Consider the following 20586-nt stretch of genomic DNA (forward strand, 5'->3'; position numbering starts at 1 on the left):
ATGCAAGCCGTAGCCCCCCGCAGCAGCCTCCTTGCCGGCGAGCAGTCCACCGCGCCCACCCGGCCGTACGACCCCGCCTACGATCCCCTGCACACACCCACCCCCGGTCACGGCCGCGAATACGCGCCCACCTACTGGATCGGCACCGCGGGCGAACCGCCTGCCGACGACGGCCCGATCACGCATGACATCGACGTGGATGTGGCCATCATCGGCTCGGGCTTCACCGGCCTGACCTGCGCCATCTTCCTGGCACAGGAATACGGCATCAAGGCCACCGTGCTCGAAGCCAACCGCGTCAGCTGGGGTTGCAGCACGCGCAACGGCGGCCAGGCGCAATGCGCGTCCGGGCGGCTCAAGCGCTCGCAGTGGATCCAGCGCTACGGCCTGGATACCGCGCTGCGCCTGCATGAAGAAATCTGCGACGGCATGGAGACCTTCAAGGGCCTGATCCAGGACATCAACTGCGACCCGCAGCCTGGCGGCCACCTGTATATCGCGCACCGCGCCAAGGTGATGCCGGCGCTGGAGAAGGAAGCCAAGCTCCTGCGCGAAGTCTTCAAGTACGACGCACGGATCATGGACGCCGACACCGTGCGGCGCGACTATGTCGACGACAAGGAAGCCGCGGGCGCCATGCATGAGCCCGAAGGCATCGGCATCCACGCCGGCAAGCTCGCCTTCGGCTACCTGCGCCGCGCGCGCGAGCTGGGCGCCAAGGTGCATCCGTCCAGCCCGGTGACCGGCTGGGAAACGCGCAACGGCGTGCACTACCTGCGCACCCCCGGCGGCATCGTGCGCGCCCGCGCCGTGGGCGTGGCCACCGGCGGCTATACCTCGCAGACGCTGCACCGCGAGCTGAAGAACCGGCTGTTCCCGATCCTGTCGAACTCCATCGTCACGCGCCCGCTCACGGCCAGCGAACTGGCCGCGTGCAACTTCCGCACCACGCAGGTCATCACCGACACCCGCATCCTGCGCCACTACTACCGCCTGATGCCAGACGGCCGCCTGCAGATCGGCAGCCGCAGCGCCATCACCGGCAACGACGCGCCGCAGGAGCAGTACAAGCAGAAGCTGATCGGCGACATGCACCGCAAGTTCCCCGCGCTGCAGGGGATCCAGGTCGATTACTCGTGGTGGGGCTGGGTCGATGTCAGCCACGACATGATGCCGCGCATCACCCAGCCGGATCCGGCCCAGTCGATCTACTACGCCATGGGCTACGGCGGCAACGGCGTGATGTACTCCGCGCAGGCCGGCAAGCGCCTGGCGGCGCTGATCGCCGGCAAGGCCGCCGCGCTGCCGGAACTGCCGATCTTCCGCTCGCCGCTGCCGTTCCCGAACGTGCGCGAGATGGTGGAATCGCAGATGTTTGCGCCGTTCCGAAGGATGGGGCAGCGGGTGCTGTACCACTGGTATCACCTGAAGGACGACGTGCTGTAACTGGCGCGTGGGCGTGCCCCTGGCGCGCCCACGCTTCAGGCCTCGCTCAGAACAGCGTGTAGCCCCCGTCGATCACAAAGGTATCGCCCGTGTGGTAGGCCGACGCCGGACTCATCAGGTACACCGCAACCCCGGCGAAGTCGCTGCCCTCGCCCCAGCGGCGCATCGGCACGCGCTTGTGCACCATTTCCTGGAAGGCGTCGTTGCCCTGGGCCACGCTGGTCATCTCGGTCTTGATCCAGCCCGGCAGGATCGAGTGCGCGCGGATGCCCTTGCGCGCGTACTCCACCGCCAGCCCCCGCATCATCGAGATCACGCCGCCCTTGGTGGCGGCATAGTGCTCGGAGCGCGGCGCGCCTTCAATCGCCGCGACCGAGGCCGTGCTGCACAGCACGCCACCCTCGCCCTGCACCAGCATCTGCCGCACCGCGGCGCGCAGCGTGAAGAAGGCACCGTCCAGGTTGACGCGCATGGTCCTGCGCCAGGCCTCGGTGGCCATCTGGTCGAACGGCCCCTTGTTGCCGCTGCCCACACCGGCATTGGCAAAGCAGCCGTCAATGCGCCCCAGCGCCGCCACCGTGCGCTGCATTGCAGCATCGACCGCCTGCTCGTCGCCGACGTCGCAAAGCTCGGTATGCACCTTGCGCCCATGCTGGGCCAGGCGGTCGGCGGCGGCAGCGTTCTTGGCGGCATTCGTGCCCCAGATCGCGATGTCGGCGCCGGCCGCGGCCAGCCCTTCGGCAATGCCCAGGCCGATGCCGCCGTTGCCGCCGGTCACCAGTGCCACTTTGCCGCTCAGGTCGAATGGGTGCTTTGTCATGTGTTTGTCTCCTTGGGTGGTGGGACATTGTTCACATGGCAAAGGGTTCAAGGCGTCGTCGGAATGGATGAAATCGCCGAGGCAGGTGACGGGCGCCGGACAGGCCATGGCCACCGCCGCCCCATGACAGACTAAAGAGCGGCTCCCTGACTGGCACCGTTATGCCCGGCAAATTCTCCCGGCGTACATCCGAAATGCCGCTTGAACCGCCGTCCGAAGTGAGACTGGTCGGCGAAACCGACAAGCGTGGCAACCAACGCCAACGGATAGCCTCCCGAACGGATCATCTCGCGCGCGCGCAACAAGCGAACGCGCTCGACATACGCCATCGGCGTTTCGCCGATGCTGCGCTTGAACATGCGCGCAAAATGAAAGCGGCTGACCTTGGCCATATCCGCCAACGCCTGCAGCGTCACCACCTCCGGTGTCCCGTGGATATAGTCCAGGACCCTGCTGAGGGCCTGCGGATGGAGTCCGCCGGGCAGTGACGAGGCGCCCGGGTCACCGACATTGAAGCGATGCACGAGATGCGCCGACAGCGCACAGGAAAGCGACTCGGCGATCAGCATTTGCGCCGGATGCGCGACCGCCTGGATCTCTCGCGCGAGCGTGAAGGTAATGGTCTCCGCAAAGCCGTCGCGCTGCCCGAAGCAATTGCGAAGCCTGTGCGCGGCGCGTGGCTGGCGGATCGTGGCATCAGCGGCTTCGACCAGCAGGCTTTGCGGAATCCTCGCAATGACGATGGAACCGGGCCTGTCCCAACTCCAGCTGGATTCGACCAGCCGCGGGTGCAGGCTGATATTGCCAGGGAAGACGATGCCGCGGTGTACCTGGCCTAATCGCCGCTGCTCAAGCCTGGCGTGTCCTGCGAGTCGCATCGCAAGCATGTCGTGGTCCAGCTCCGGAGAGGACACCGATCCGGCCGAGCGCCAGTGATGGATCTGTACGGTGATGCCAGCCCACGGGCGCCCGCTGCTGCTGACATCGGGACGAACCGGCAGCTCCGCATCGATCACGCCATGTCTCGTCGGCGATCGCATAGGCACATACCCCGCAAGGGCCCACGGCGGTAGCGTCGGGGAAAGGGCCAGGTCCCCGCCGCGCATGGAAGCATATGTATTTATCCGGTTGAAGTAAACCAGCCCGCACAATCCGCAGGACCTGACGCGAGCCATGCCGGCCGGCCCCCTTCTTCAAACCTATCATCCAACGAGTCAGCGCAAGAATCGTCCACTGCAGCGCAACAACGTTCTATTGCGATGACCGCCGGTGCCTGTAGCGTTTCAACGACTGTCCCACCAGTCCGAGGCAGCCGCACAGCTTTCGGTCCCGATGCGGGCCAGGGCCAGGCCGAACCTGCAGAGACTTGCAGAATGCGCCCCCTGGTCATTCCGGCAGTTCGCTCCCGAAGCTGGTGCAGGCCCGAGCGAAGCCCCTGCCCCCAACCGCCCGATTCATCTGGGCTATGCAAAGAGGAATGTCGACTATGTCCAGTTCTGTTCGTTCCGACGGTAGCCAGCCACAGCCTGGCGATAGCTACGGCTCAACCCGCATGCCGCTGTGCCTGACGGTCAACGGCACGCTGCATCGCCTCGAGATCGATCCGCGTGAATCCCTGCTTGACGTACTGCGCGAGCGCCTGGACCTCACGGGCACGAAGAAGGGATGCAACCAGGGCGCGTGCGGGGCCTGCACGGTGCTGGTGGACGGGCGCCGGATCAACAGCTGTCTCGCCTTGGCCGCCATGTACAACGACGCCCACGTGAGCACGATCGAAGGCCTGTCGTCGGCCGACGGCGAGCTGCATCCGCTACAGGCCGCGTTGATCGCGCACGATGGCTTCCAATGCGGATTCTGCACTGCAGGCCAGATCATGTCCGGCGTCGCCTGCATCAATGAGGGTCATGCCACCTCTGCCGACGACGTGCGCTTCTGGATGAGCGGCAACATCTGCCGTTGCGGGGCTTACCCGGGGGTCGTCGCCGCGATCGCCGAGGTCGGCGGGAGGAAGCTGCCATGATCCCCTTCACACTGCAGAAAGCCGGCTCGGAAGCTGAAGCGCTGGCGGCGGCCGCGGCCGGGGCCCGCTTCATCGCCGGCGGCACCACACTGGTGGACCTGATGCGCGAGCACGTGGAACAGCCCACGCGACTGGTGGACATCAACGCGCTGCCGCTGAACCATATCCGGGTGGAAGGCGCCGAACTGGTCATCGGTGCGCTGGCCCGCATGTCCGATGTCGCCGCGCATCCAGACGTTTGCCGGCTCCACCCGCTGATCGCCGAGTCGCTGATCGAGGGCGCCTCTCCCCAGTTGCGCAACATGGCCAGCATCGGCGGCAATCTTCTCCAGCGCGTGCGCTGTCCTTACTTCCGCATGCTCGATGCCGCCTGCAACAAGCGCGCGCCGGGCAGCGGCTGCGCGGCCATTGGCGGCCTGCACGCAGGCAATGCCATCCTGGGCGCCAGCGATCATTGCTCCGCAACGCACCCGTCCGACCTTGCGGTTGCGCTGGTCGCGCTGGACGCGGTGGTCCATGTACGGGGTCCGCATGGCGCGCGCCACTTCCCCGTGGAAGACCTTTACCGCCTGCCCGGGACCACGCCGCATCTCGAGCACACCTTGCTGGCCGGTGAACTGATCGTCGAGGTCCGGGTACCACCGCTTGCTTATGCACGGACAGCGCGTTACCTGAAGGTGCGGGACCGGGCCTCGTATGAATTTGCACTGGTATCGGCCGCGGCGGCATTCGAGGTCAGGGATGGCGCGATCCAGGCCGTTCGCCTCGCGTGCGGTGGCGTGGGCACCCGCCCGTGGCGCATGCGCGCGGCCGAACTCGCGCTGCAAGGCAGGCCGCCGACGCGCGCGAGCTTCGAGGCGGCGGCGCTTGCCACGATTGCAGGCGCGTCCCCGCTGCCAGGCAACCGCTACAAGGTGGCGCTGCTGCAACGAACCGTGGTACGGGCCCTCGAACTCGCAGGAGAAGTCTGATGAACGCAAACCATATCGGCCAGCCGCATGCCCGCGTCGACGGGCGCGCCAAGGTGACCGGCAGCGCGCAGTATGCCGCCGACTTCAACCAGCCAGGACAGGCCTACGCCGTGATCGTGGGTGCTTCGATCGGACTGGGACGTGTGCTCGGACTCGACACCGAAGCCGCGCGTCGCCTTGCAGGGGTACTGGCGGTACTGACCCATGAAAACGCGCCGAAACTGGCGTACGCCGCGCACAAGGGTTTTATCGATCCGCAACACGGCGAACGCCTCCATGTCCTGCAGGACGATCGCGTCCGCTTCTACGGCCAGCCAGTTGCCGTGGTCGTGGCGCAGACCCTGGACCAGGCCGAGCACGCGGCCTGCCTGCTGCAGATTCGCTATGCCGAGGAATCACCGGTCTCCGACCCGCTCGACAAGCGCGCCGAAGCCGTGGTGCCGGAGGCAGGACGTGAGCCAGGTCCTCATTCGGCGGACCGGGTCCGCGGCGACCCCGAGGCCGCGCTGGCGGCGGCAGCCGTCAGCATCGACGCCACCTACGATGCCGCGCGCGAAAATCACTTCCCGATCGAGCCGAACGCCACCGTTGCAGCCTGGCAAGGCGACCAGCTGACGCTCTGGAGCAAGAGCCAGTTCGTGATCAACGAGCAGGCCGAGATCGCGGCGATCCTCGGCATCCCGGCTGAGAACGTCCAAGTCATCTGCCCGTTTATCGGCGGCGCCTTCGGCACCAGTCTGCGCACCTGGCCTCACGTCACGCTGGCGGCGGTCGCCGCGCGCGAAGTGGGCAGGCCCGTCAAGCTGGTGCTGTCGCGGCGACAGATGTTCCATCTGACGGGGCACCGGCCGCGGACGGTGCAGCGCATGGCACTGTCGGCGACGCCCGACGGCAGGCTGACCGGCATCGTGCACGAAGGCACCGGTGAAACCAGCCGGTATGAGCAATTCGCCGAGGCACTCACTTCGGTGACACCGTTCCTCTATAGCTGTCCCAATGTGCGCACTCGCTACCGGCTGGTGCCGCTGGACATCGGCACGCCGACCTATATGCGGGGTCCGGGCGAGGCCACCGGCGTCTTTGCGCTGGAATGCGCGATGGACGAACTGGCCCATGCTCTCGAGATGGACCCGCTGGAACTGCGCCGGCGCAATGAACCCCGGCTCGATGAGGGGATGCAGCTACCCTTCTCCAGCCGCTCCATGCTTGCCTGCTACGAACGCGGCGCCGACGCGTTCGGCTGGGCCCGCCGCACGCTCGCGCCCGGCTCGATGCGCGATGGCCGACTGCGCATCGGGTGGGGGATGGCCTGCGCCAGCTACCCTGTCTTCCATGGACAAGCCAGCGCCCGCGTGCGCCTGCTTGCCGACGGAACGGCCGAAGTGGAGGCCGCTGCCAGCGACATGGGGCCCGGCACCTACACCTCGATCACGCAGATTGCCGCCGAGACGCTGGGCCTGCCGATGGACAGCGTGCGCTTCAGCCTTGGCCGTTCGGATTTCCCGCCTACCCCGCCACACGGTGGCTCGATGACCCTCGCGTCCGTCGGCTCGGCCGTGCGCGCGGCCTGCATTGCCGCGCTGGACCAGCGCCAGGCGCGCGCAGGCCGCTCGGACGGCGCCATCGAAGCGAGCGCCACGGCAGGCCCGGATGCCGAGGTGCGCAGCCGGTTTTCCATGCATGCCTTCGGTGCGGTGTTCGTGGAAGTCGCCATCGATCCCGATGTCGGCACGATCCGTGTCCGGCGCGTGGTCGGCGCTTATGGCGCGGGTCGTATCGTGAATCCGCGGCTCGCAGCCAGCCAATGCACGGGCGGGATGGTCGGCGGCATCGGCATGGCGCTGATGGAGCGAACCGCGCTGGATCCGCGGGACGGCCGGCCGGTGAATGCGCATATGGCGGATTACCTCGTGCCCGTCAACCTGGATATCCAGGGGCTGGAGGCGCATTTTGTCGACGAGGTCGATCCCCATGTAAACGAGCTAGGCGTCAAGGGATTAGGTGAAATCGCGCTGGTGGGCGTGGCCCCGGCCGTGACCAACGCTGTGTTCCACGCAACCGGAAAGCGCGTGCGGGAGCTGCCGATCCGCATCGAGCACCTGGTCGAGCAATAGTCCGCGCACGGGCCTGCCCTTGCTGTTTTCGTGATACCGACTGGCGTTATGATGGCCGCATTCCCAACCTCTGGTTGCCAGTCATGGACAAGGCCCGTGTCCTCACCCTCTTCCTCGGCGTGGTGCGCGCCGGCAGCTTCCATCGCGCCGCGGTGGAAGCTGGCGTCACCCCGCAGGCCGCCAGCAAGGCCGTGCGCACGCTGGAGGACCATCTCGGCGTGCGACTGCTGCACCGGACCACCCGCAAGCTCAGCCTGACGGAAGAAGGCGCACGCCTGTTCGAGCTGGCCGCGCCGGGCATGCGCCAGCTCGACGAAGCGCTTGAGCAAGTCCGCAGCAGCAAGAGCGACGACGACGGCCTGATCCGCCTGACCGCTCCGCCGTCGCTCGGCAGCCGCGTGCTGGTCCCGCTGGTGCGCGGCTTTCGCGAACAATATCCCGGCATCACCTTCGATGTGGTGCTGAGCGACCTCTTCACCGACCTGGTCGAAGCCAAGATCGACGTCGGCTTCCGCGTCGGCACCAGCCCCGGCCAGAACCTGGTGGCGCGACGGCTGTGCGACCTGCCGCTGGTCATCTGCGCGGCGACGGATTACCTGGCGCGACACGGCGAGCCAGCCACCCTCGACGACCTGCTGCAGCACCAGTGCACGGGCTTCCGCCGCCCCGCGACCGGGCGCATGGTGCCGTGGGAGCTGCAGGTGGACGGCGACCTGATCTACCAGGAGGTGCCTGCCGTGGCGAGCTTCAATGACGTGGAAACCGAGGTCGAAGCGGTGCGCGCCGGCATGGGCATCGGCCAGCTGCCCGCCTACATGATCCACGCCGACCTCGTGAGCGGGCGGCTGAAGGCGATCCTGCCGGGGTACAGCAGCAGCAATGTCGGCATGTACATGTACTACCCGCATCGCAGCCAGATGCCGGTACGGGTCCGGCGCTTCATCGACTTCGTGGTGGAGGCGGGCCGGGGCGCGGAGCAGTCGCTGTCGCGGCTGGTCGGGATCGTGGCCTGAGCCTGCTACCCGCACTGGCAACCACAAGTTGCTATTGAAACGCCATTCCACTCCCTAGTGCGACGTCCGCTCCACGCCTAGATTGGTCTCAACGGCGGCTGCACGGCGCGATCCCCGGAACCACATCGGGAAACGCGCAGCAGCCACCGTCCGCCTCTTTCTTCGATGACCAGTATCCAGGAGCGACATCATGATTGCCCAACTCGCACGCACCCTTGTTCCCGCCGCCATCTCGCTGGCGGTCGCCGTCTCCCTCCAGAACGCCAATGCCGCGCCAGCCGCCAACAGCGCGCCCGCCAGCGTGGCAGCGCGCACGCATGACGTGTTCACCGACGGCCAGCGGCAGGGTCGTTTCGACACCTTCTCCGAAGGCGCGCATGACCGTGGCGCCGCCGCGCTCGTTGCCGGCCTCGACCGCAGCGGGGCCTCGGCCACGCCGGGGCGAAAGTTCGATCCGTACACCGATGGTGCCCGTGCAGTCGAAGGCGATCCGCGCCCGCGCGGCACGGCGTTGAATGGCGCATCGGCGTGGGTATGATCGCCCGGTCCGAAGTCGAGGCAACGCGGCAGCGCAAGACCTGAACGGCTGGCTCCGGTCCCCCAGACAAAGCGCCTTTCCAGACGCCTCATTCCGGCACTTCGCTTGACTTTTTCTCAACCGAAAACGCCGGAAATATCGTTTGTCGCGCACGCCGCCGACGACAACTATTACGCCAAGGCCAACCAACAGGAGACAGCCATGTCAGACCAGCCCTACCCGCTCTGGAGCGAGGAACCCGTCCCCCACCTGCTCGCCTCGCGTGATCGCGCCACCGGCGAGTGGATCTTCCCGGCGCTGCCCGCCGACTCGCCGCTGGCGGACGGCCACGAAACCGTCGCCATCACCGGCACGGGCGTGCTCTACAGCTTCACCGTGATCCATCCCGCGCCCAAGAGCGGGCAGCCACCGTATGCGCTGGGCTATGTCGATTTCGTCGGCCCGGTGCGCATCTTCGGGCGCCTGCTGGGCACGGCGCGTCCGGTCATCGGCGAGCGCTACGCGCAGCGGCATGACCCCGAGCTGGGCTATGTCTTCGAGGCCGTCACGGCCTGAACGATCGAGAGAAGGAAAGGTAAGCAAGATGCAAGACATCTACATCCACGGCGGCGCGATGACGCCGTTCGGCCGCCACCCCGGCGTGCTGGCGCCGGAACTGGCGCAACAGGCGATCCTCAAGGCGCTGGCCGATGCCGACGTGCCGGCCGGCCGCATCCAGGCGGTCTACTGCGCCAACGTGCTGGGCGGCATGATCCTCGGCCAGCTGATCGTGCGCGACCTGGGGCTCAAGGGCATCCCGGTCTACAACGTCGAGAACGCCTGCGCCAGCGGCGCCACCGGCGTGCACCTGGCACGGCACGCGCTGCTGGCCGGGCAATACGACACGGTGCTGGTCTTCGGCATCGAGCAGCTGACCGCGCTCGGCGGCGGCACCATCCCGCTGCAGCGCAATGACCACAAGACCGAGCTCTATGCGAAGTCGGGCATGGTATTGCCCGCGGTATATGCGATGCGCGGCACGCGTTTCCTGCACGAGCGTGACGCCAATCCGTCTGACCTCGCCGAAGTGGCCGTGAAGAACCGCTACCACGGCTCGCTGAACCCGTATGCCCAGCAGCGCAAGACCACCACGGTCGAGGAAGTGCTGGCCTCGCGCATGATCGCCGACCCGCTGACGCTGCTGCAGTGCTGCCCGTCGCAGGTCGATGGCGCGGCGGCGGTGGTGCTGAGCACGCGCCGGCCGGCACAGGCGCGGCCGGTGAAAGTGCTGTCCTCGGTGGTGGTGTCAGGCATGCGTGAGGAGGCCGACGACGACATTCTCGATGCCGAGATCACCGCGCGCGCCGCGCGCCAGGCCTATGAACAGGCCGGGCTCGGCCCGCAGGACGTCGACGTGGTCGAGCTGCACGACGCCTTCACCATCGCCGAACTGCTCTACTACGAAGCCCTCGGCCTGGCGCCGCGTGGCGATGCCGTGCCGCTGCTCAAGTCCGGCGCGACGCGCCTGGGCGGGCGCGTGCCGGTCAACCCGAGCGGCGGCCTGCTGGCAAAGGGCCATCCGCTGGGCGCTACCGGCGTGGCGCAGATGGTCGAGATCCTGTGGCAGCTGCAAGCCCGCGCCGGCGACCGCCAGGTGGCGGATGCGCGCATCGGCCTGACGCAATGCACCGGCGGCGGCATCGCGGGCGTGGACCACGCCGCTTCTTCCGTCCACTTGCTGGGAGTCTGAGATGGGCACGCAACGCTTCGATCCTTCCCATGTGGCCGTGGTCACCGGCGCCGCGCGCGGCATCGGCCTGGGAATCGCCACGCAACTGGCGCGCCAGGGGCTGGCCGTGGCCCTGCTCGACCGCGACGCCGCCGCGCTTGATACCGCCGTCAGCGCGCTGGTTGCCGAAGGCTTCAACGCCATTGGCGCCAGCGTCGACCTGACCGACTCGGCAGCGGTCAACGACGCCTTCGCGCAAGTGGAGGCGCGGACTGGCCGCGTCGACTACCTGGTCAACAACGCCGGCGCGGTGCGCGACATGCGTTTCCTGAAGATGACCGACGAGGACTGGGACCTGGTCATCGATACCAACCTGCGCTCGCAGTTCCTGTGCTGCCGCGCGGCGCTGCCGGGAATGGTCGAGCGCGGCTACGGGCGCGTGGTCAATATCTCGTCGCGGGCCTGGCTGGGCGGCTTCGGGCAGGCCAACTACTCTGCCGCCAAGGGCGGCGTGGTCAGCCTGACGCGCTCGCTGGCGATCGAGTTTGCGAGCAAGGGCATCACCGTCAATGCGGTGGCGCCGGGCATCGTCGATACCCCGCTGTTCCGCGGCTTTACGCCCGAGGTGCAGGCGCGGCTGCAGAAGTCGGTTCCGGTGCAGCGCATCGGCACCGCCGACGATATCGCCAACGCGGTCAGCTTCTTCCTTGACCCGCAGTCGTCGTATGTGACCGGGCAGACGCTCTATGTCTGTGGCGGGCGCAGCCTGTCGTCGCCGAGCGTGTAAGGAGGCCCCCATGACCGTACGACTCCACACCGAAGGCGCGGTCGCTGTGCTGACGATCGACCGGCCCGAGGCACTCAATGCGCTGGACGTGACCGCGCTGCGCGAACTGCGTGCGCACCTCACCGAAGTGCGCGACCGCGACGACCTGCGCGTGGCCGTCCTGACCGGCGCCGGCACGCGCGCCTTCTGCGCGGGCGCCGACCTGAAAGGCACGCGCAGCTCGCCCGCCACCTACCCGGAAGCGCTGTTCCGCGCGCCGGAGCAGGCGGCCGACCTCGGCCTCTATATCCGGCTGATGGACCTGAGCGACCTGGGCCTGTGCAAGCCGCTGATCGCGGCGGTCAACGGGCATTGCCTCGGGGCGGGGCTGGAGATCGCGTTGCAATGCGATGTGCGGATTGCGTCGGAGCAGGCGAGCTTCGGCCTGCCCGAAGCCGCGGTCGGGTCGATCCCCGCCGTCTCGGGTCTGCATCGCCTGCTCAAGGCCGTGCCGGCGGCGCATGCGATGCAGATGGTGCTGACCGGCGAGCGGATTGACGCGGCGCAGGCCGCGCGCATCGGGCTGGTCACCGAAACGGTGGCGCCGGCTGCGCTGCTTGACCGTGCGCTGGCGATCGCTAAGCGCATCGCGGCCAATGCACCGCTGGCGGTTCAGGCGGTGAAGAAGCTGTCGCGCCAGACCAGCCACCTCAGCGAAGCCGATGCGCAGCAGCTGACTGAACTCTACTGGGGCGTGCTGCGCGATACCGCCGACCGGACCGAAGGCCGGCAGGCATTTGCGGAGAAGCGCCAGCCCCGCTACACGGGCCGCTGAGCGTTTGAAAACAGACACACAGGAGACAAAGCATGACTCGTATTACCCGATTCGCACGCGCGGCGCTGGCCGGCATGCTGGCAGCCACGGCACTGGGCGCGGCGGCGCAGGCGCCCTTCCCCACGCAGAAGCCGATTACCCTGGTGGTGCCGTTCGCCCCCGGCGGCGGCAACGACATCCTGGCGCGGCTGATCGCGCCCAAGATGGGCCAGCTGCTGGGCCAGACCATCGTCATCGAGAACAAGCCCGGCGCGGGCGGCAACCTAGGCGCCGACTACGTCGCCCATGCGGCGCCGGACGGCTATACGCTGGTGATCGCGTCGAGCCAGGTGACGATGAACCCGTTCCTCGGCACCAAGATTCCGTTCAACATCGAACGCGACTTTGAGCCCGTGGGACGGATCGCGTCGGTGCCGATCATGCTGGTCGCCAACCCCAACCAGCCGTTCCGCACGCTGCAGGACTTTATCCAGTACACCCGCACCAATCCGGGCAAGCTGAGCTACAGCAGCCCGGGCAACGGCACGCCGCAGCACCTCGCCGGTGAGGTCTTTGCCAAGCTCAACAAGACCGAACTGCTGCACGTGCCCTATCGCGGCACCGGGCCGTCGATCACCGACCTGATGGGCGGCCAGGTGCAGATCTCCTTCGCCACTTTTGCCTCGGCGATCCAGTACGTGCGCGCCGGCAAGCTGCGCGCGCTCGGCATCGCCGGCAAGAAGCGCACCGCGCTGATGCCGGACCTGCCGACTTTTGCGGAAGCCGGCGTGGTCGGCTATGACGCCGAGCTGTGGTACAGCCTGCTGGCGCCAGCGCGGACGCCCAAGCCGGTGGTCGACAAGATCAACGCCGCGCTGGTAGCCGCGCTGAAATCGCCTGACGTGGCGGAGCAGATGGGCAAGCAGGGCTTCGAGCCGCAGGCTTCGTCGCCGGCCGAGCTGAAGGCCTATATCGGCAAGGAGATGGCGCGCTGGCAGCGCCTGATCCAGGACAACGGCATCAAGGTGGCGCTATGAACACGCCTATCTATCCCGCCGCACTGCCGCCGACGGACAACCCGTTGCTGGACTACCTCGGCATCCGCCTGGCCAGCGTCGGCGACGGCCGCTGCACCTTCGAGCTCGACCTCGAGCCGCGCCACCTGAACCGGCAGGGCAGCGTGCAGGGCGGCGTCACCGCCACCCTGCTCGACGCCGCCTGCGGCTACGCCGGGTTGCCTGCCGGCCCTGACGGCGCGCTCGGCCACGCCGTCACGGTGATGCTGACGATCAGCTATCTCAGCAAGGCCAGCACGGGCCGGTTGCGCGCCACGGCGCAGGTCACCCGTGCCGGCAAGAGCCTGTACTTCGCCTCGGCGGAGCTGGCCACCGATGCCGGCGTGCTGGTGGCGACCGCACAAGGCACGTTCAAACGATCCCGTACCCTTCCGGAGGCATGACATGTTGCGCGACGCACTGGACGGCCTGACCGTCATCGACTTCACGCAGATCGGCGCCGGGCCGACCTGCACCATGCTGCTGGCCGACATGGGCGCCAGGGTCATCAAGGTGGAGCCGCCCGGCGGCGAGCTGGGCCGCGGGCTGGGACCCGGCTGGCTCGGCGACGACAGCGCGCTGTTCCACGGCTTCAACCGCAACAAGCTGGGCGTGGCGCTCGACCTCAAGTCCGCCGACGGCGTGGCCGTGGCACGTCGCCTGATCGCGGATGCCGACATCGTGGTGGAAAGCATGCGCCCGGGGGTTATGGAGCGCCTAGGCCTCGGCCATGCGCAACTGGCCGAAGCCCACCCGGCGCTGATCTACTGCTCGATTTCCGCCTACGGGCAAGAGGGACCGTACGCGGGCCGCGCCGGCGTCGACGGCATCATGCAGGCGGATTCCGGCCTGATGAGCCTGATCGGCCTGCCCGACGCCGAGCCGTGCAAGGTGCAGGCGCCGGTGGTCGACGTGACGACCGGCTACGTGGCCTGCGTGGGCGTGCTGGCAAAGCTCGCGCAGCGGGCACGCGACGGCCTGGGCGGCCATCTCGACGTCAACCTGCTCAATGCGGCGCTGGCGCTGCAGCAGTCGTCCATCACCAGCTATTGCGCGGACGGGCAACTGCCGGAACGCGTGGGCAGCGCGGCGCCCTACTCCGCGCCGAACCAGGCCTTCCGCACCGCCGACGGCTGGGTCATGGTAGCCGCCTACATGCCCGAGCGCTGGCGCCGGTTGTGCGATGTGCTGGGCCGGCCCGAACTGGCCGACGACCCGCGCTTTGCCACCTCGCCGCTGCGCGTGGCCAATCACGCGGCAATGGTCGAGGCGCTGACCAGTGTCTTCGTCACCCGCACGACCAGCACATGGCTGGCGTTGTTCCAGGACGCCGACATCCTGTGCGCGCCCGTCGCGACCTACGAGGATGTCATGGCGCATCCGCAGGTGGCTGCCAACCGCATGGTGCAACGCGTCCGGCACGACACTTTGGGCGAGATCCGCGTGCCGGGTTTCCCGATCAACAGCGCTCAGGAGAACGCGTTACCAGCGCGGCCAGCACCGGCTTGCGGGCAGCATACGCAGGCGGTGCTGGGCGAGCTTGGCTACAGCCGCGACGAAATCGCCGCGCTGTCGTCACGGGGCGCTATCCACTGCGGCGATATCGAGGAGAAGCGACACGTGGTCGCGGCGGCATCGTGAGCGCTCTCAACCCTGAGCGTCAAACTGCGCCAGCAGCCACTGCCGGAACACCGCCATGCTCGCGCTTTCCTTGCGGTCTGCCGGCGTCAGCAGGTAGTAGGTGAAGTCGCCCATGTCCACGGTCTGGCGGAACGGCGCCACCAGCCGGCCGGCGTCGAGATCCGCCGCCACCAGGAAGCGCTGCGCGATGGCAAAGCCCTGCCCTTCGACCGCGGCCGCATAGGCCATGGCCGAGCTCTGGTAGGTCATGCCGCTGTGCGCATCGACCTCTTTGTCCGCGCGCGCGGCCTTGAGCCAGTGGGCCCAGTCGTCAGGCCGTGCGATCGAGTGCAGCAGGGTCTGGTGCTGGAGGTCAGCGGGCTTCTTCACCTTCGGCCCGCCGTCCATCAGCCCCGGGCTGCATACCGGCACCAGGATGTTCGACACCAGCCGGTAAGTATTCACGCCGCTCCACTTGCCGTCACCCAGCCGGATCGCGCCGTCGATGTCTTCCTTGCGGAAGTCGACCGGATCGAGCGACGCCGTCAGCAGCACCTCGATGCCGGGATTGGCCGCATGGAAGCTCGACAGCCGCGGGATCAGCCAGCGCATGGCAAAGGTGGTGTACGCGCGCACCTTCAGCTGCTTGCGCTTGGCGCGCTTGCTCAATCGCCGTGTGGCCTCGCGCAGGTCGTCCATCGCCTTGGTCACGGCACGGTAGTAGTCCTCGCCGGTGCGCGTGAGCGAGATCTGCCGGTGGCCGCGATGCAGCAGCTGCACGCCCAACCCCTCCTCCAGCGCGCGGATCTGGCGGCTGACGGCGCCGGGCGTGACGTGCAGCTCCTCGGCAGCCGTGGTGATGCTGAGGTGCCGCGCGGCCGCCTCGAAGGCGCGCAAGGCGTTCAGTGGGGGCAGTTTGTCCATGCCGGCGAGTCTGCCATACGGTTGAGGTTTGCTCAATCGACGCGCTGGCTTTTCATTCACAACTCGTAGTTGTCATTGAAACGCGATTGCACCGCCTAGTGTTGCGGGCGTCGCCAGCCTAAATTTGCCTCCGTGGCCCCCGCCATCAGACATCGCAGTCAAACCGAGCACCCTGAAAGGAGATTCACCATGTCCGCCAACACCACCAACACCACTGTCAATGCCACCAGCAAGGTCTGGTTCATTACCGGCGCTTCGCGCGGCTTCGGCCTGGAACTGACCCGTGCCGCGCTGGCACGTGGCGACCGGGTCGTCGCCACCGCGCGCCGCCCGGAAACGATCACCGCCGCACTGGGCGAACACGCCAACCTGCTGGGCGTGGCGCTGGACGTCACCAGCGAAGCCCAGGCGATCGCCGCCGCAGAGGCCGCCGTCGCCCGCTTCGGGCGCATCGACGTGCTGGTCAACAACGCCGGCTACGGCCTGCTGGGCGCGGTCGAAGAGGCCTCCGCGCAGGAAGTCGAGCAGCAGTTCGCCACCAACGTGTTCGGCGTGCTCACCGTGACGCGTGCCGTGCTGCCTCAGATGCGCCGGCAGCGCAGCGGCCGCATCCTCAACATCTCGTCGATCGGTGGCTACGCCGCGTATCCCGGCTGGGGTGTCTATGGCGCCACCAAGTTCGCGGTGGAGGGTCTGACCGAAGCGCTCGATGCGGAACTGTCGCCGCTGGGCATCCGCGCCACCGTGGTCGAGCCGGGCTTCTTCCGCACCGACTTCCTCGATGCCAGCTCGCTGGTGCGCGTCCGCACCGAGATCGCTGCGTACGCCGATACGGTCGGCGCAATGCGCGAGCACATGACTTCGGCGAATCACCAGCAGCCCGGCGACCCTGCCAAGCTGGCGGCAGCCCTGCTGACCCTGGCCGACAGCGAAACCCCGCCGGTGCGCCTGCCGCTGGGCTCGGACACGGTCTACCGCATCACCGAGAAGAACCGCCAGGTAGAAAGCGAACTGGCCGCGTGGCAGGCGCTGGCGGTGTCGACCGACCACGACGACGTGCGCCACTGATCTTTGCTGCGGCGCACCAGCGCACGGTTTGCTGCAGCGCAGGCAAGCCGTGCGAGCCGCGAAACAAGGCCGGCCGAGCGCCGGCCTCGCCACTTGCGGTCCATCTTGCGTCCGCCATTGCACGGTGTCGGGCATCCGCGTATGTCGCTTCCGGCGAATTTCGCCAATAATGCCCTGAGAGTCATTGCCGGACGAACCGAGAGCCAACATGCACGATAGTCCCGATGCCATCCGCACCGTCGCCCTGCTCGGGCACGCGGGGTGCGGCAAGACCTCGCTGGCCGAGGCACTGTTGTACAAGGGCGGTGCCGTGCACACGCCCGGCAGCATCGAACGCGGTTCCACGGTGTGCGATAGCGATCCGCTGGAGCGCAAGTACAAACGCTCGCTGACGTCCGCGGTCGCCCACCTGCACTACCGCGACACCCGCATCTACCTGGTCGATACCCCCGGCTACCCGGACTTCTCCGGGCTGGCGATCAGCGCACTGGCGGCGGTGGAAACCGCTGCCATCGTCATCAATGCGCAGACCGGCATCGAGATGACCACGCGCCGGGCCATGGCCTGGGCGCAGGCGCGCCAGCTGTGCCGGATGATCATCATCAACGGCATCGACGGCGACAAGGTCGCCCTGCCCGCGCTGCTGACGGAGATCCAGGAGGCCTTCGGCAAGGAATGCCTGCCGATCAACCTGCCGGCCGACAACGGCAGCAAGGTGGTTGACTGCTTCTTCAATCCGGCCGGCGAGTCGGATTTTTTATCTGTGCCTTCCGCGCACGATGCGCTGATCGACCAGGTCATCGAGATCGATCCCGAGTTGATGGAGCTGTACCTGGAACAAGGCGAGGCGATCACGCCGGAGCAGTTGCACGCGCCGTTCGAGCGCGCGCTGCGCGAAGGCCACCTGGTGCCAATCTGCTTTACCTCGGCGGCGACGGGCGCCGGCATCACCGAGCTGCTGGATGTGTTCGTGCGACTGCTGCCCAATCCCACCGAGGGCAATCCGCCGCTGTTCTATCGCGATACGGGTGAAGGCAGCGAACACCGCAAGGCCGTGCGTGCGGAGCCCGTGCCGGACAAGCATGTGCTGGCGCACGTCTTCAAGATGGTCATCGATCCCTATGTCGGCAAGCTGGCGGTGTTTCGCATCCACCAGGGCACGATCACGCGCGACAGCCAGCTCTATATCGGCGAAGGACGCCAGCCGTTCAAGGTGGCGCACCTGCTGCGGCTGCGAGGCAAGGAGACACAGGAAGTGCCGCGCGCCGGGCCGGGCGATATCTGTGCGGTGGCCAAGATCGATGAGCTCGGCTTCGATGCCGTGCTGCACGATGCCACCGACGACGGCGATATCCACCTGACGCCGCTGGAATTCCCCACGCCGATCTACGGGCTGGCGATCGAGCCGGCGCGCCGCGGCAACGAGCAGCGGCTGGCGGAGGTACTGCACAAGCTGAGCGCGGAAGACCCGTGCCTGCGCGTGGAACATCCGGCTGGCACCAACGAGACCGTGGTGTTCGGCCTGGGTGAGTTCCACCTGCGCTGCGCGCTGGAACGGCTGACCGAGCAGTACAAGGTGGAGGTGGTGACGCGCCCGCCCAAGATCGCCTACCGCGAGACCATCGGCGGCAAGGCCGAGGGCCATCACCGGCACAAGAAGCAGACCGGCGGCGCCGGGCAGTTCGGCGAAGTGATGCTGCGCGTGGAGCCGCTGTCGCGCGGCGAAGGCTTCGACTTCGTCGATGCGGTCAAGGGTGGCGCGATTCCCGGCCAGTTCATCCCCGCCGTGGAAAAAGGCATCCGCCAGGTGCTGGACAGCGGCCCGCTCGCGGGCTTCCCGATGCAGGACGTGCGCGTGACCGTGTTCGACGGCAAGAGCCATCCGGTCGATTCCAAGGAAGTCGCGTTCGCGACCGCCGGACGCAAGGCGTTTATCGACGCGGTGCTCAAGGCCAGGCCCAGCGTGCTGGAGCCGATCGTCGACATCGAGGTGACGGCGCCGGGCACCGCCATGGGCGACATCATCGGCGACCTTTCCACCAAGCGCGGCCAGGTCCATGGCACGCGCACCGCGGCCGGCAACGCCGTGGTCGTGGCCGGCCAGGTACCGCTGTCCGAGCTCAACGACTACCAGTCACGGCTGAACAGCATCACCGGCGGCCACGGCAGCTATACCATCCAGTTCAGCCACTACGACAACGTGCCGCCGGGGCAGCAGGACAAGATGGCATCGAAGCACAAGGCGCAGCAGGATACGGATTGAGGGGTTCGCGCCCGCGGCTGCATCTAGTACGTTTCCAGATGCAGCCGCCCTTCCCGCTTCAACCCTTCAGCCAGCGCCTCCCACTGCAGCCCCGCCTGCTGCGATACGTCCCGCAGCGCCAGCACCACGCCTTCTTCCATGCTCTTGAGCCCGCACACATAGAAGTACGTGTCAGGGCTGGCCAGCAGTGCCGCCAGGTCCGCCGCGCGCTCGCGCATCAGGTCCTGCACATAGCGCTTGGGCTGCCCCGGCGTGCGCGAGAACGCCAGGTTGATGTCGATGAAATCCTTGGGCAGGTTCTGCAGCGGGCCGAAATAAGGCAGCTCCTCCTGCGTGCGCGCGCCGAAGAACAGCATCAGCTTGCCGCCGTCGAACTTGCCGGCCTTGCGCAGGCGCCGGCGCCATTCAGTCATGGCGCGCATCGGCGCGCTGCCGGTGCCCGTGCAGATCATCACGATGTTGGAGCGCGGGTGGTTGGGCATCAGGAAGCTGGCGCCGAACGGTCCGATCACTTCCACCTTGTCGCCGACCTTCAGGTCGCACATGTAGTTGGAGGCCACGCCGCGCACCGAATTGCCGTCGTGGTCCTGCAGCACGCGCTTGATCGTCAGCGACAGGTTGTTGTAGCCGGGGCGCTCGCCGTTGCGCGGGCTGGCAATTGAATACTGGCGCGCATGGTGCGGGCGGCCGCTGGCGTCGGTGCCCGGCGGCACGATGCCGATGGACTGGCCTTCCAGCACCGGGAATGGGGTCGCGCCAAAGTCCAGCACGATGTGGTGCGTGTCGTATTCGCGGCCGACTTCGGTCACGCGCACATTGCCGGTCACGGTAGCGGTGATGGTCTTGTTGGCGGACTTGGCGCCGTACAGGTTGGTGTAGGCATGCGCAGCGGACCACGGCGGCACGGTGGCGCCGTAGCGGGCGCTGTTGACGGCGTCTTCGCCGGTGCCGGCCAGCGGCGACGCGACGGGAATCTCCGGCGCGGCGGTCTGCATCTCGGCGCCGGGTGCCAGGTCGGCCAGCTGCTCGGGCGTCAGTTCTTCCGGCAGCGTGTCCCAGGTGAGTTGCTCTTCGATGCTGTAGGCGCGCAGCTTCGGCATGGCGCGCCAGTTGTCGATCGAGCCCGTCGGGCACGGGGAAATGCAGGCCATGCACAGGTTGCACTTGTCGGCATCGACCACGTAGTTGCGCGAGTCGTGCGTGATCGCCCCCACCGGGCAGGTCGCTTCGCAGGTGTTGCAGCGGATGCAGATCTCGGGATCGATCAGGTGCTGCTTGATGACTTGAATTTCTGCCATGTCCATGGCGGTCTCCACAGGATCAGGGGCGTTCGGGGTGAGGGTCGTTGTTGCAGCGGCGGTTCATAGACGCGCCAGCCCTCTCCCCCGGCCCCTCTCCCGCAAGCGGGAGAGGGGAGCAAACAGGGAGCAATGGGTAAGGCCGTGG

19 protein-coding genes are annotated in these 20586 nt (G+C 67.5%); 15 read left to right on the forward strand and 4 right to left on the reverse strand.

All coding sequences use genetic code 11. The features are described 5' to 3' along the window. Entirely contained in the window at positions 1-1446 is a 1446-nt protein-coding gene (locus tag AC07UK_RS12510; RefSeq protein ID WP_436225061.1) for an NAD(P)/FAD-dependent oxidoreductase, read from the forward strand. Positions 1447-1492: 46 nt separating this feature from the next. On the opposite strand, the gene AC07UK_RS12515 is transcribed toward AC07UK_RS12510, so the two are convergent. Both AC07UK_RS12515 and AC07UK_RS12520 read right to left on the reverse strand, forming a co-directional pair. Beyond that, positions 1493-2266 carry an SDR family NAD(P)-dependent oxidoreductase gene (locus tag AC07UK_RS12515; protein ID WP_494686413.1) on the reverse strand — a complete coding sequence of 258 codons (774 nt, stop codon included), beginning with the start codon at positions 2264-2266 and terminating at the stop codon, positions 1493-1495. A gap of 131 nt (positions 2267-2397) precedes the next feature. After that, positions 2398-3282 (reverse strand): helix-turn-helix transcriptional regulator, encoded by an 885-nt coding sequence (locus AC07UK_RS12520; RefSeq protein WP_494686412.1) that lies wholly within the window; start codon positions 3280-3282, stop codon positions 2398-2400. 536 nt (positions 3283-3818) lie between these two features. Here AC07UK_RS12520 and AC07UK_RS12525 point away from each other — a divergent pair. From AC07UK_RS12525 to AC07UK_RS12580, 12 genes are all read left to right on the forward strand, one after another. Further along, positions 3819-4286, forward strand: a complete 468-nt coding sequence (locus tag AC07UK_RS12525; RefSeq protein WP_436225059.1) for a (2Fe-2S)-binding protein — start codon at positions 3819-3821, stop codon at positions 4284-4286. After that, complete coding sequence (locus AC07UK_RS12530) at positions 4283-5257, forward strand: FAD binding domain-containing protein (protein ID WP_436225058.1); 975 nt, start codon at positions 4283-4285, stop codon at positions 5255-5257. Before AC07UK_RS12525 ends, AC07UK_RS12530 begins: the two co-directional genes overlap by 4 nt. After that, positions 5257-7371 (forward strand): xanthine dehydrogenase family protein molybdopterin-binding subunit, encoded by a 2115-nt coding sequence (locus AC07UK_RS12535; RefSeq protein ID WP_436225057.1) that lies wholly within the window; start codon positions 5257-5259, stop codon positions 7369-7371. Before AC07UK_RS12530 ends, AC07UK_RS12535 begins: the two co-directional genes overlap by 1 nt. 83 nt (positions 7372-7454) lie before the next feature. Next, positions 7455-8384 (forward strand): LysR family transcriptional regulator, encoded by a 930-nt coding sequence (locus AC07UK_RS12540; protein ID WP_436225056.1) that lies wholly within the window; start codon positions 7455-7457, stop codon positions 8382-8384. 190 nt (positions 8385-8574) lie between these two features. Then, positions 8575-8922 (forward strand): LysR family transcriptional regulator, encoded by a 348-nt coding sequence (locus tag AC07UK_RS12545; protein ID WP_436225055.1) that lies wholly within the window; start codon positions 8575-8577, stop codon positions 8920-8922. Positions 8923-9123: 201 nt separating this feature from the next. Further along, a complete protein-coding gene (locus tag AC07UK_RS12550) occupies positions 9124-9477 on the forward strand; it encodes a Zn-ribbon domain-containing OB-fold protein (protein WP_436225054.1) in 354 nt (117 codons plus the stop codon). 28 nt (positions 9478-9505) lie between these two features. Further along, entirely contained in the window at positions 9506-10651 is a 1146-nt protein-coding gene (locus tag AC07UK_RS12555; protein WP_436225053.1) for a thiolase family protein, read from the forward strand. A gap of 1 nt (position 10652) precedes the next feature. Next, on the forward strand, positions 10653-11417 hold the full coding sequence (locus AC07UK_RS12560; RefSeq protein ID WP_436225052.1) for an SDR family oxidoreductase: 765 nt from the start codon (positions 10653-10655) through the stop codon (positions 11415-11417). Between the two features lie 10 nt (positions 11418-11427). Then, entirely contained in the window at positions 11428-12231 is an 804-nt protein-coding gene (locus AC07UK_RS12565) for an enoyl-CoA hydratase/isomerase family protein (RefSeq protein ID WP_436225051.1), read from the forward strand. 32 nt (positions 12232-12263) lie between these two features. Further along, positions 12264-13247 (forward strand): tripartite tricarboxylate transporter substrate binding protein, encoded by a 984-nt coding sequence (locus tag AC07UK_RS12570; protein WP_436225050.1) that lies wholly within the window; start codon positions 12264-12266, stop codon positions 13245-13247. After that, on the forward strand, positions 13244-13669 hold the full coding sequence (locus AC07UK_RS12575; protein ID WP_436225049.1) for a PaaI family thioesterase: 426 nt from the start codon (positions 13244-13246) through the stop codon (positions 13667-13669). Before AC07UK_RS12570 ends, AC07UK_RS12575 begins: the two co-directional genes overlap by 4 nt. 1 nt (position 13670) lies before the next feature. Then, the gene (locus tag AC07UK_RS12580; protein ID WP_436225048.1) at positions 13671-14906 is read left to right on the forward strand and encodes a CaiB/BaiF CoA transferase family protein; all 1236 of its coding nucleotides are present in this window, start codon (positions 13671-13673) and stop codon (positions 14904-14906) included. Positions 14907-14912: 6 nt separating this feature from the next. On the opposite strand, the gene gcvA is transcribed toward AC07UK_RS12580, so the two are convergent. Next, positions 14913-15809, reverse strand: a complete 897-nt coding sequence (gene gcvA, locus AC07UK_RS12585) for a transcriptional regulator GcvA (protein WP_436225047.1) — start codon at positions 15807-15809, stop codon at positions 14913-14915. Between the two features lie 189 nt (positions 15810-15998). Between gcvA and AC07UK_RS12590 the strand changes: the two genes are divergently transcribed. Beyond that, entirely contained in the window at positions 15999-16877 is an 879-nt protein-coding gene (locus tag AC07UK_RS12590) for an oxidoreductase (protein WP_436225046.1), read from the forward strand. Positions 16878-17085: 208 nt separating this feature from the next. Then, the gene (gene fusA, locus AC07UK_RS12595; protein WP_494686411.1) at positions 17086-19140 is read left to right on the forward strand and encodes an elongation factor G; all 2055 of its coding nucleotides are present in this window, start codon (positions 17086-17088) and stop codon (positions 19138-19140) included. Positions 19141-19163: 23 nt separating this feature from the next. On the opposite strand, the gene boxA is transcribed toward fusA, so the two are convergent. Beyond that, positions 19164-20444, reverse strand: a complete 1281-nt coding sequence (gene boxA, locus AC07UK_RS12600) for a benzoyl-CoA 2,3-epoxidase subunit BoxA (protein ID WP_436225044.1) — start codon at positions 20442-20444, stop codon at positions 19164-19166. Positions 20445-20586: the final 142 nt, after the last annotated feature.

It is taken from the genome of Cupriavidus sp. GW821-FHT07C08 (genome assembly GCF_059419025.1).

Bases quoted from the DNA above. Each gene is read 5' to 3' on its own strand.
- AC07UK_RS12575 (WP_436225049.1), top strand. From the start codon at position 13,244: ATGAACACGCCTATCTATCCCGCCGCACTGCCGCCGACGGACAACCCG.
- AC07UK_RS12570 (WP_436225050.1), top strand. From the start codon at position 12,264: ATGACTCGTATTACCCGATTCGCACGCGCGGCGCTGGCCGGCATGCTG.
- AC07UK_RS12580 (WP_436225048.1), top strand. From the start codon at position 13,671: ATGTTGCGCGACGCACTGGACGGCCTGACCGTCATCGACTTCACGCAG.
- boxA (WP_436225044.1), bottom strand. From the start codon at position 20,444: ATGGACATGGCAGAAATTCAAGTCATCAAGCAGCACCTGATCGATCCC.
- AC07UK_RS12555 (WP_436225053.1), top strand. From the start codon at position 9,506: ATGCAAGACATCTACATCCACGGCGGCGCGATGACGCCGTTCGGCCGC.
- fusA (WP_494686411.1), top strand. From the start codon at position 17,086: ATGCACGATAGTCCCGATGCCATCCGCACCGTCGCCCTGCTCGGGCAC.
- AC07UK_RS12530 (WP_436225058.1), top strand. From the start codon at position 4,283: ATGATCCCCTTCACACTGCAGAAAGCCGGCTCGGAAGCTGAAGCGCTG.
- AC07UK_RS12525 (WP_436225059.1), top strand. From the start codon at position 3,819: ATGCCGCTGTGCCTGACGGTCAACGGCACGCTGCATCGCCTCGAGATC.
- AC07UK_RS12565 (WP_436225051.1), top strand. From the start codon at position 11,428: ATGACCGTACGACTCCACACCGAAGGCGCGGTCGCTGTGCTGACGATC.
- AC07UK_RS12535 (WP_436225057.1), top strand. From the start codon at position 5,257: ATGAACGCAAACCATATCGGCCAGCCGCATGCCCGCGTCGACGGGCGC.
- AC07UK_RS12510 (WP_436225061.1), top strand. From the start codon at position 1: ATGCAAGCCGTAGCCCCCCGCAGCAGCCTCCTTGCCGGCGAGCAGTCC.
- AC07UK_RS12540 (WP_436225056.1), top strand. From the start codon at position 7,455: ATGGACAAGGCCCGTGTCCTCACCCTCTTCCTCGGCGTGGTGCGCGCC.
- AC07UK_RS12550 (WP_436225054.1), top strand. From the start codon at position 9,124: ATGTCAGACCAGCCCTACCCGCTCTGGAGCGAGGAACCCGTCCCCCAC.
- AC07UK_RS12560 (WP_436225052.1), top strand. From the start codon at position 10,653: ATGGGCACGCAACGCTTCGATCCTTCCCATGTGGCCGTGGTCACCGGC.
- AC07UK_RS12545 (WP_436225055.1), top strand. From the start codon at position 8,575: ATGATTGCCCAACTCGCACGCACCCTTGTTCCCGCCGCCATCTCGCTG.
- AC07UK_RS12590 (WP_436225046.1), top strand. From the start codon at position 15,999: ATGTCCGCCAACACCACCAACACCACTGTCAATGCCACCAGCAAGGTC.
- gcvA (WP_436225047.1), bottom strand. From the start codon at position 15,809: ATGGACAAACTGCCCCCACTGAACGCCTTGCGCGCCTTCGAGGCGGCC.
- AC07UK_RS12515 (WP_494686413.1), bottom strand. From the start codon at position 2,266: ATGACAAAGCACCCATTCGACCTGAGCGGCAAAGTGGCACTGGTGACC.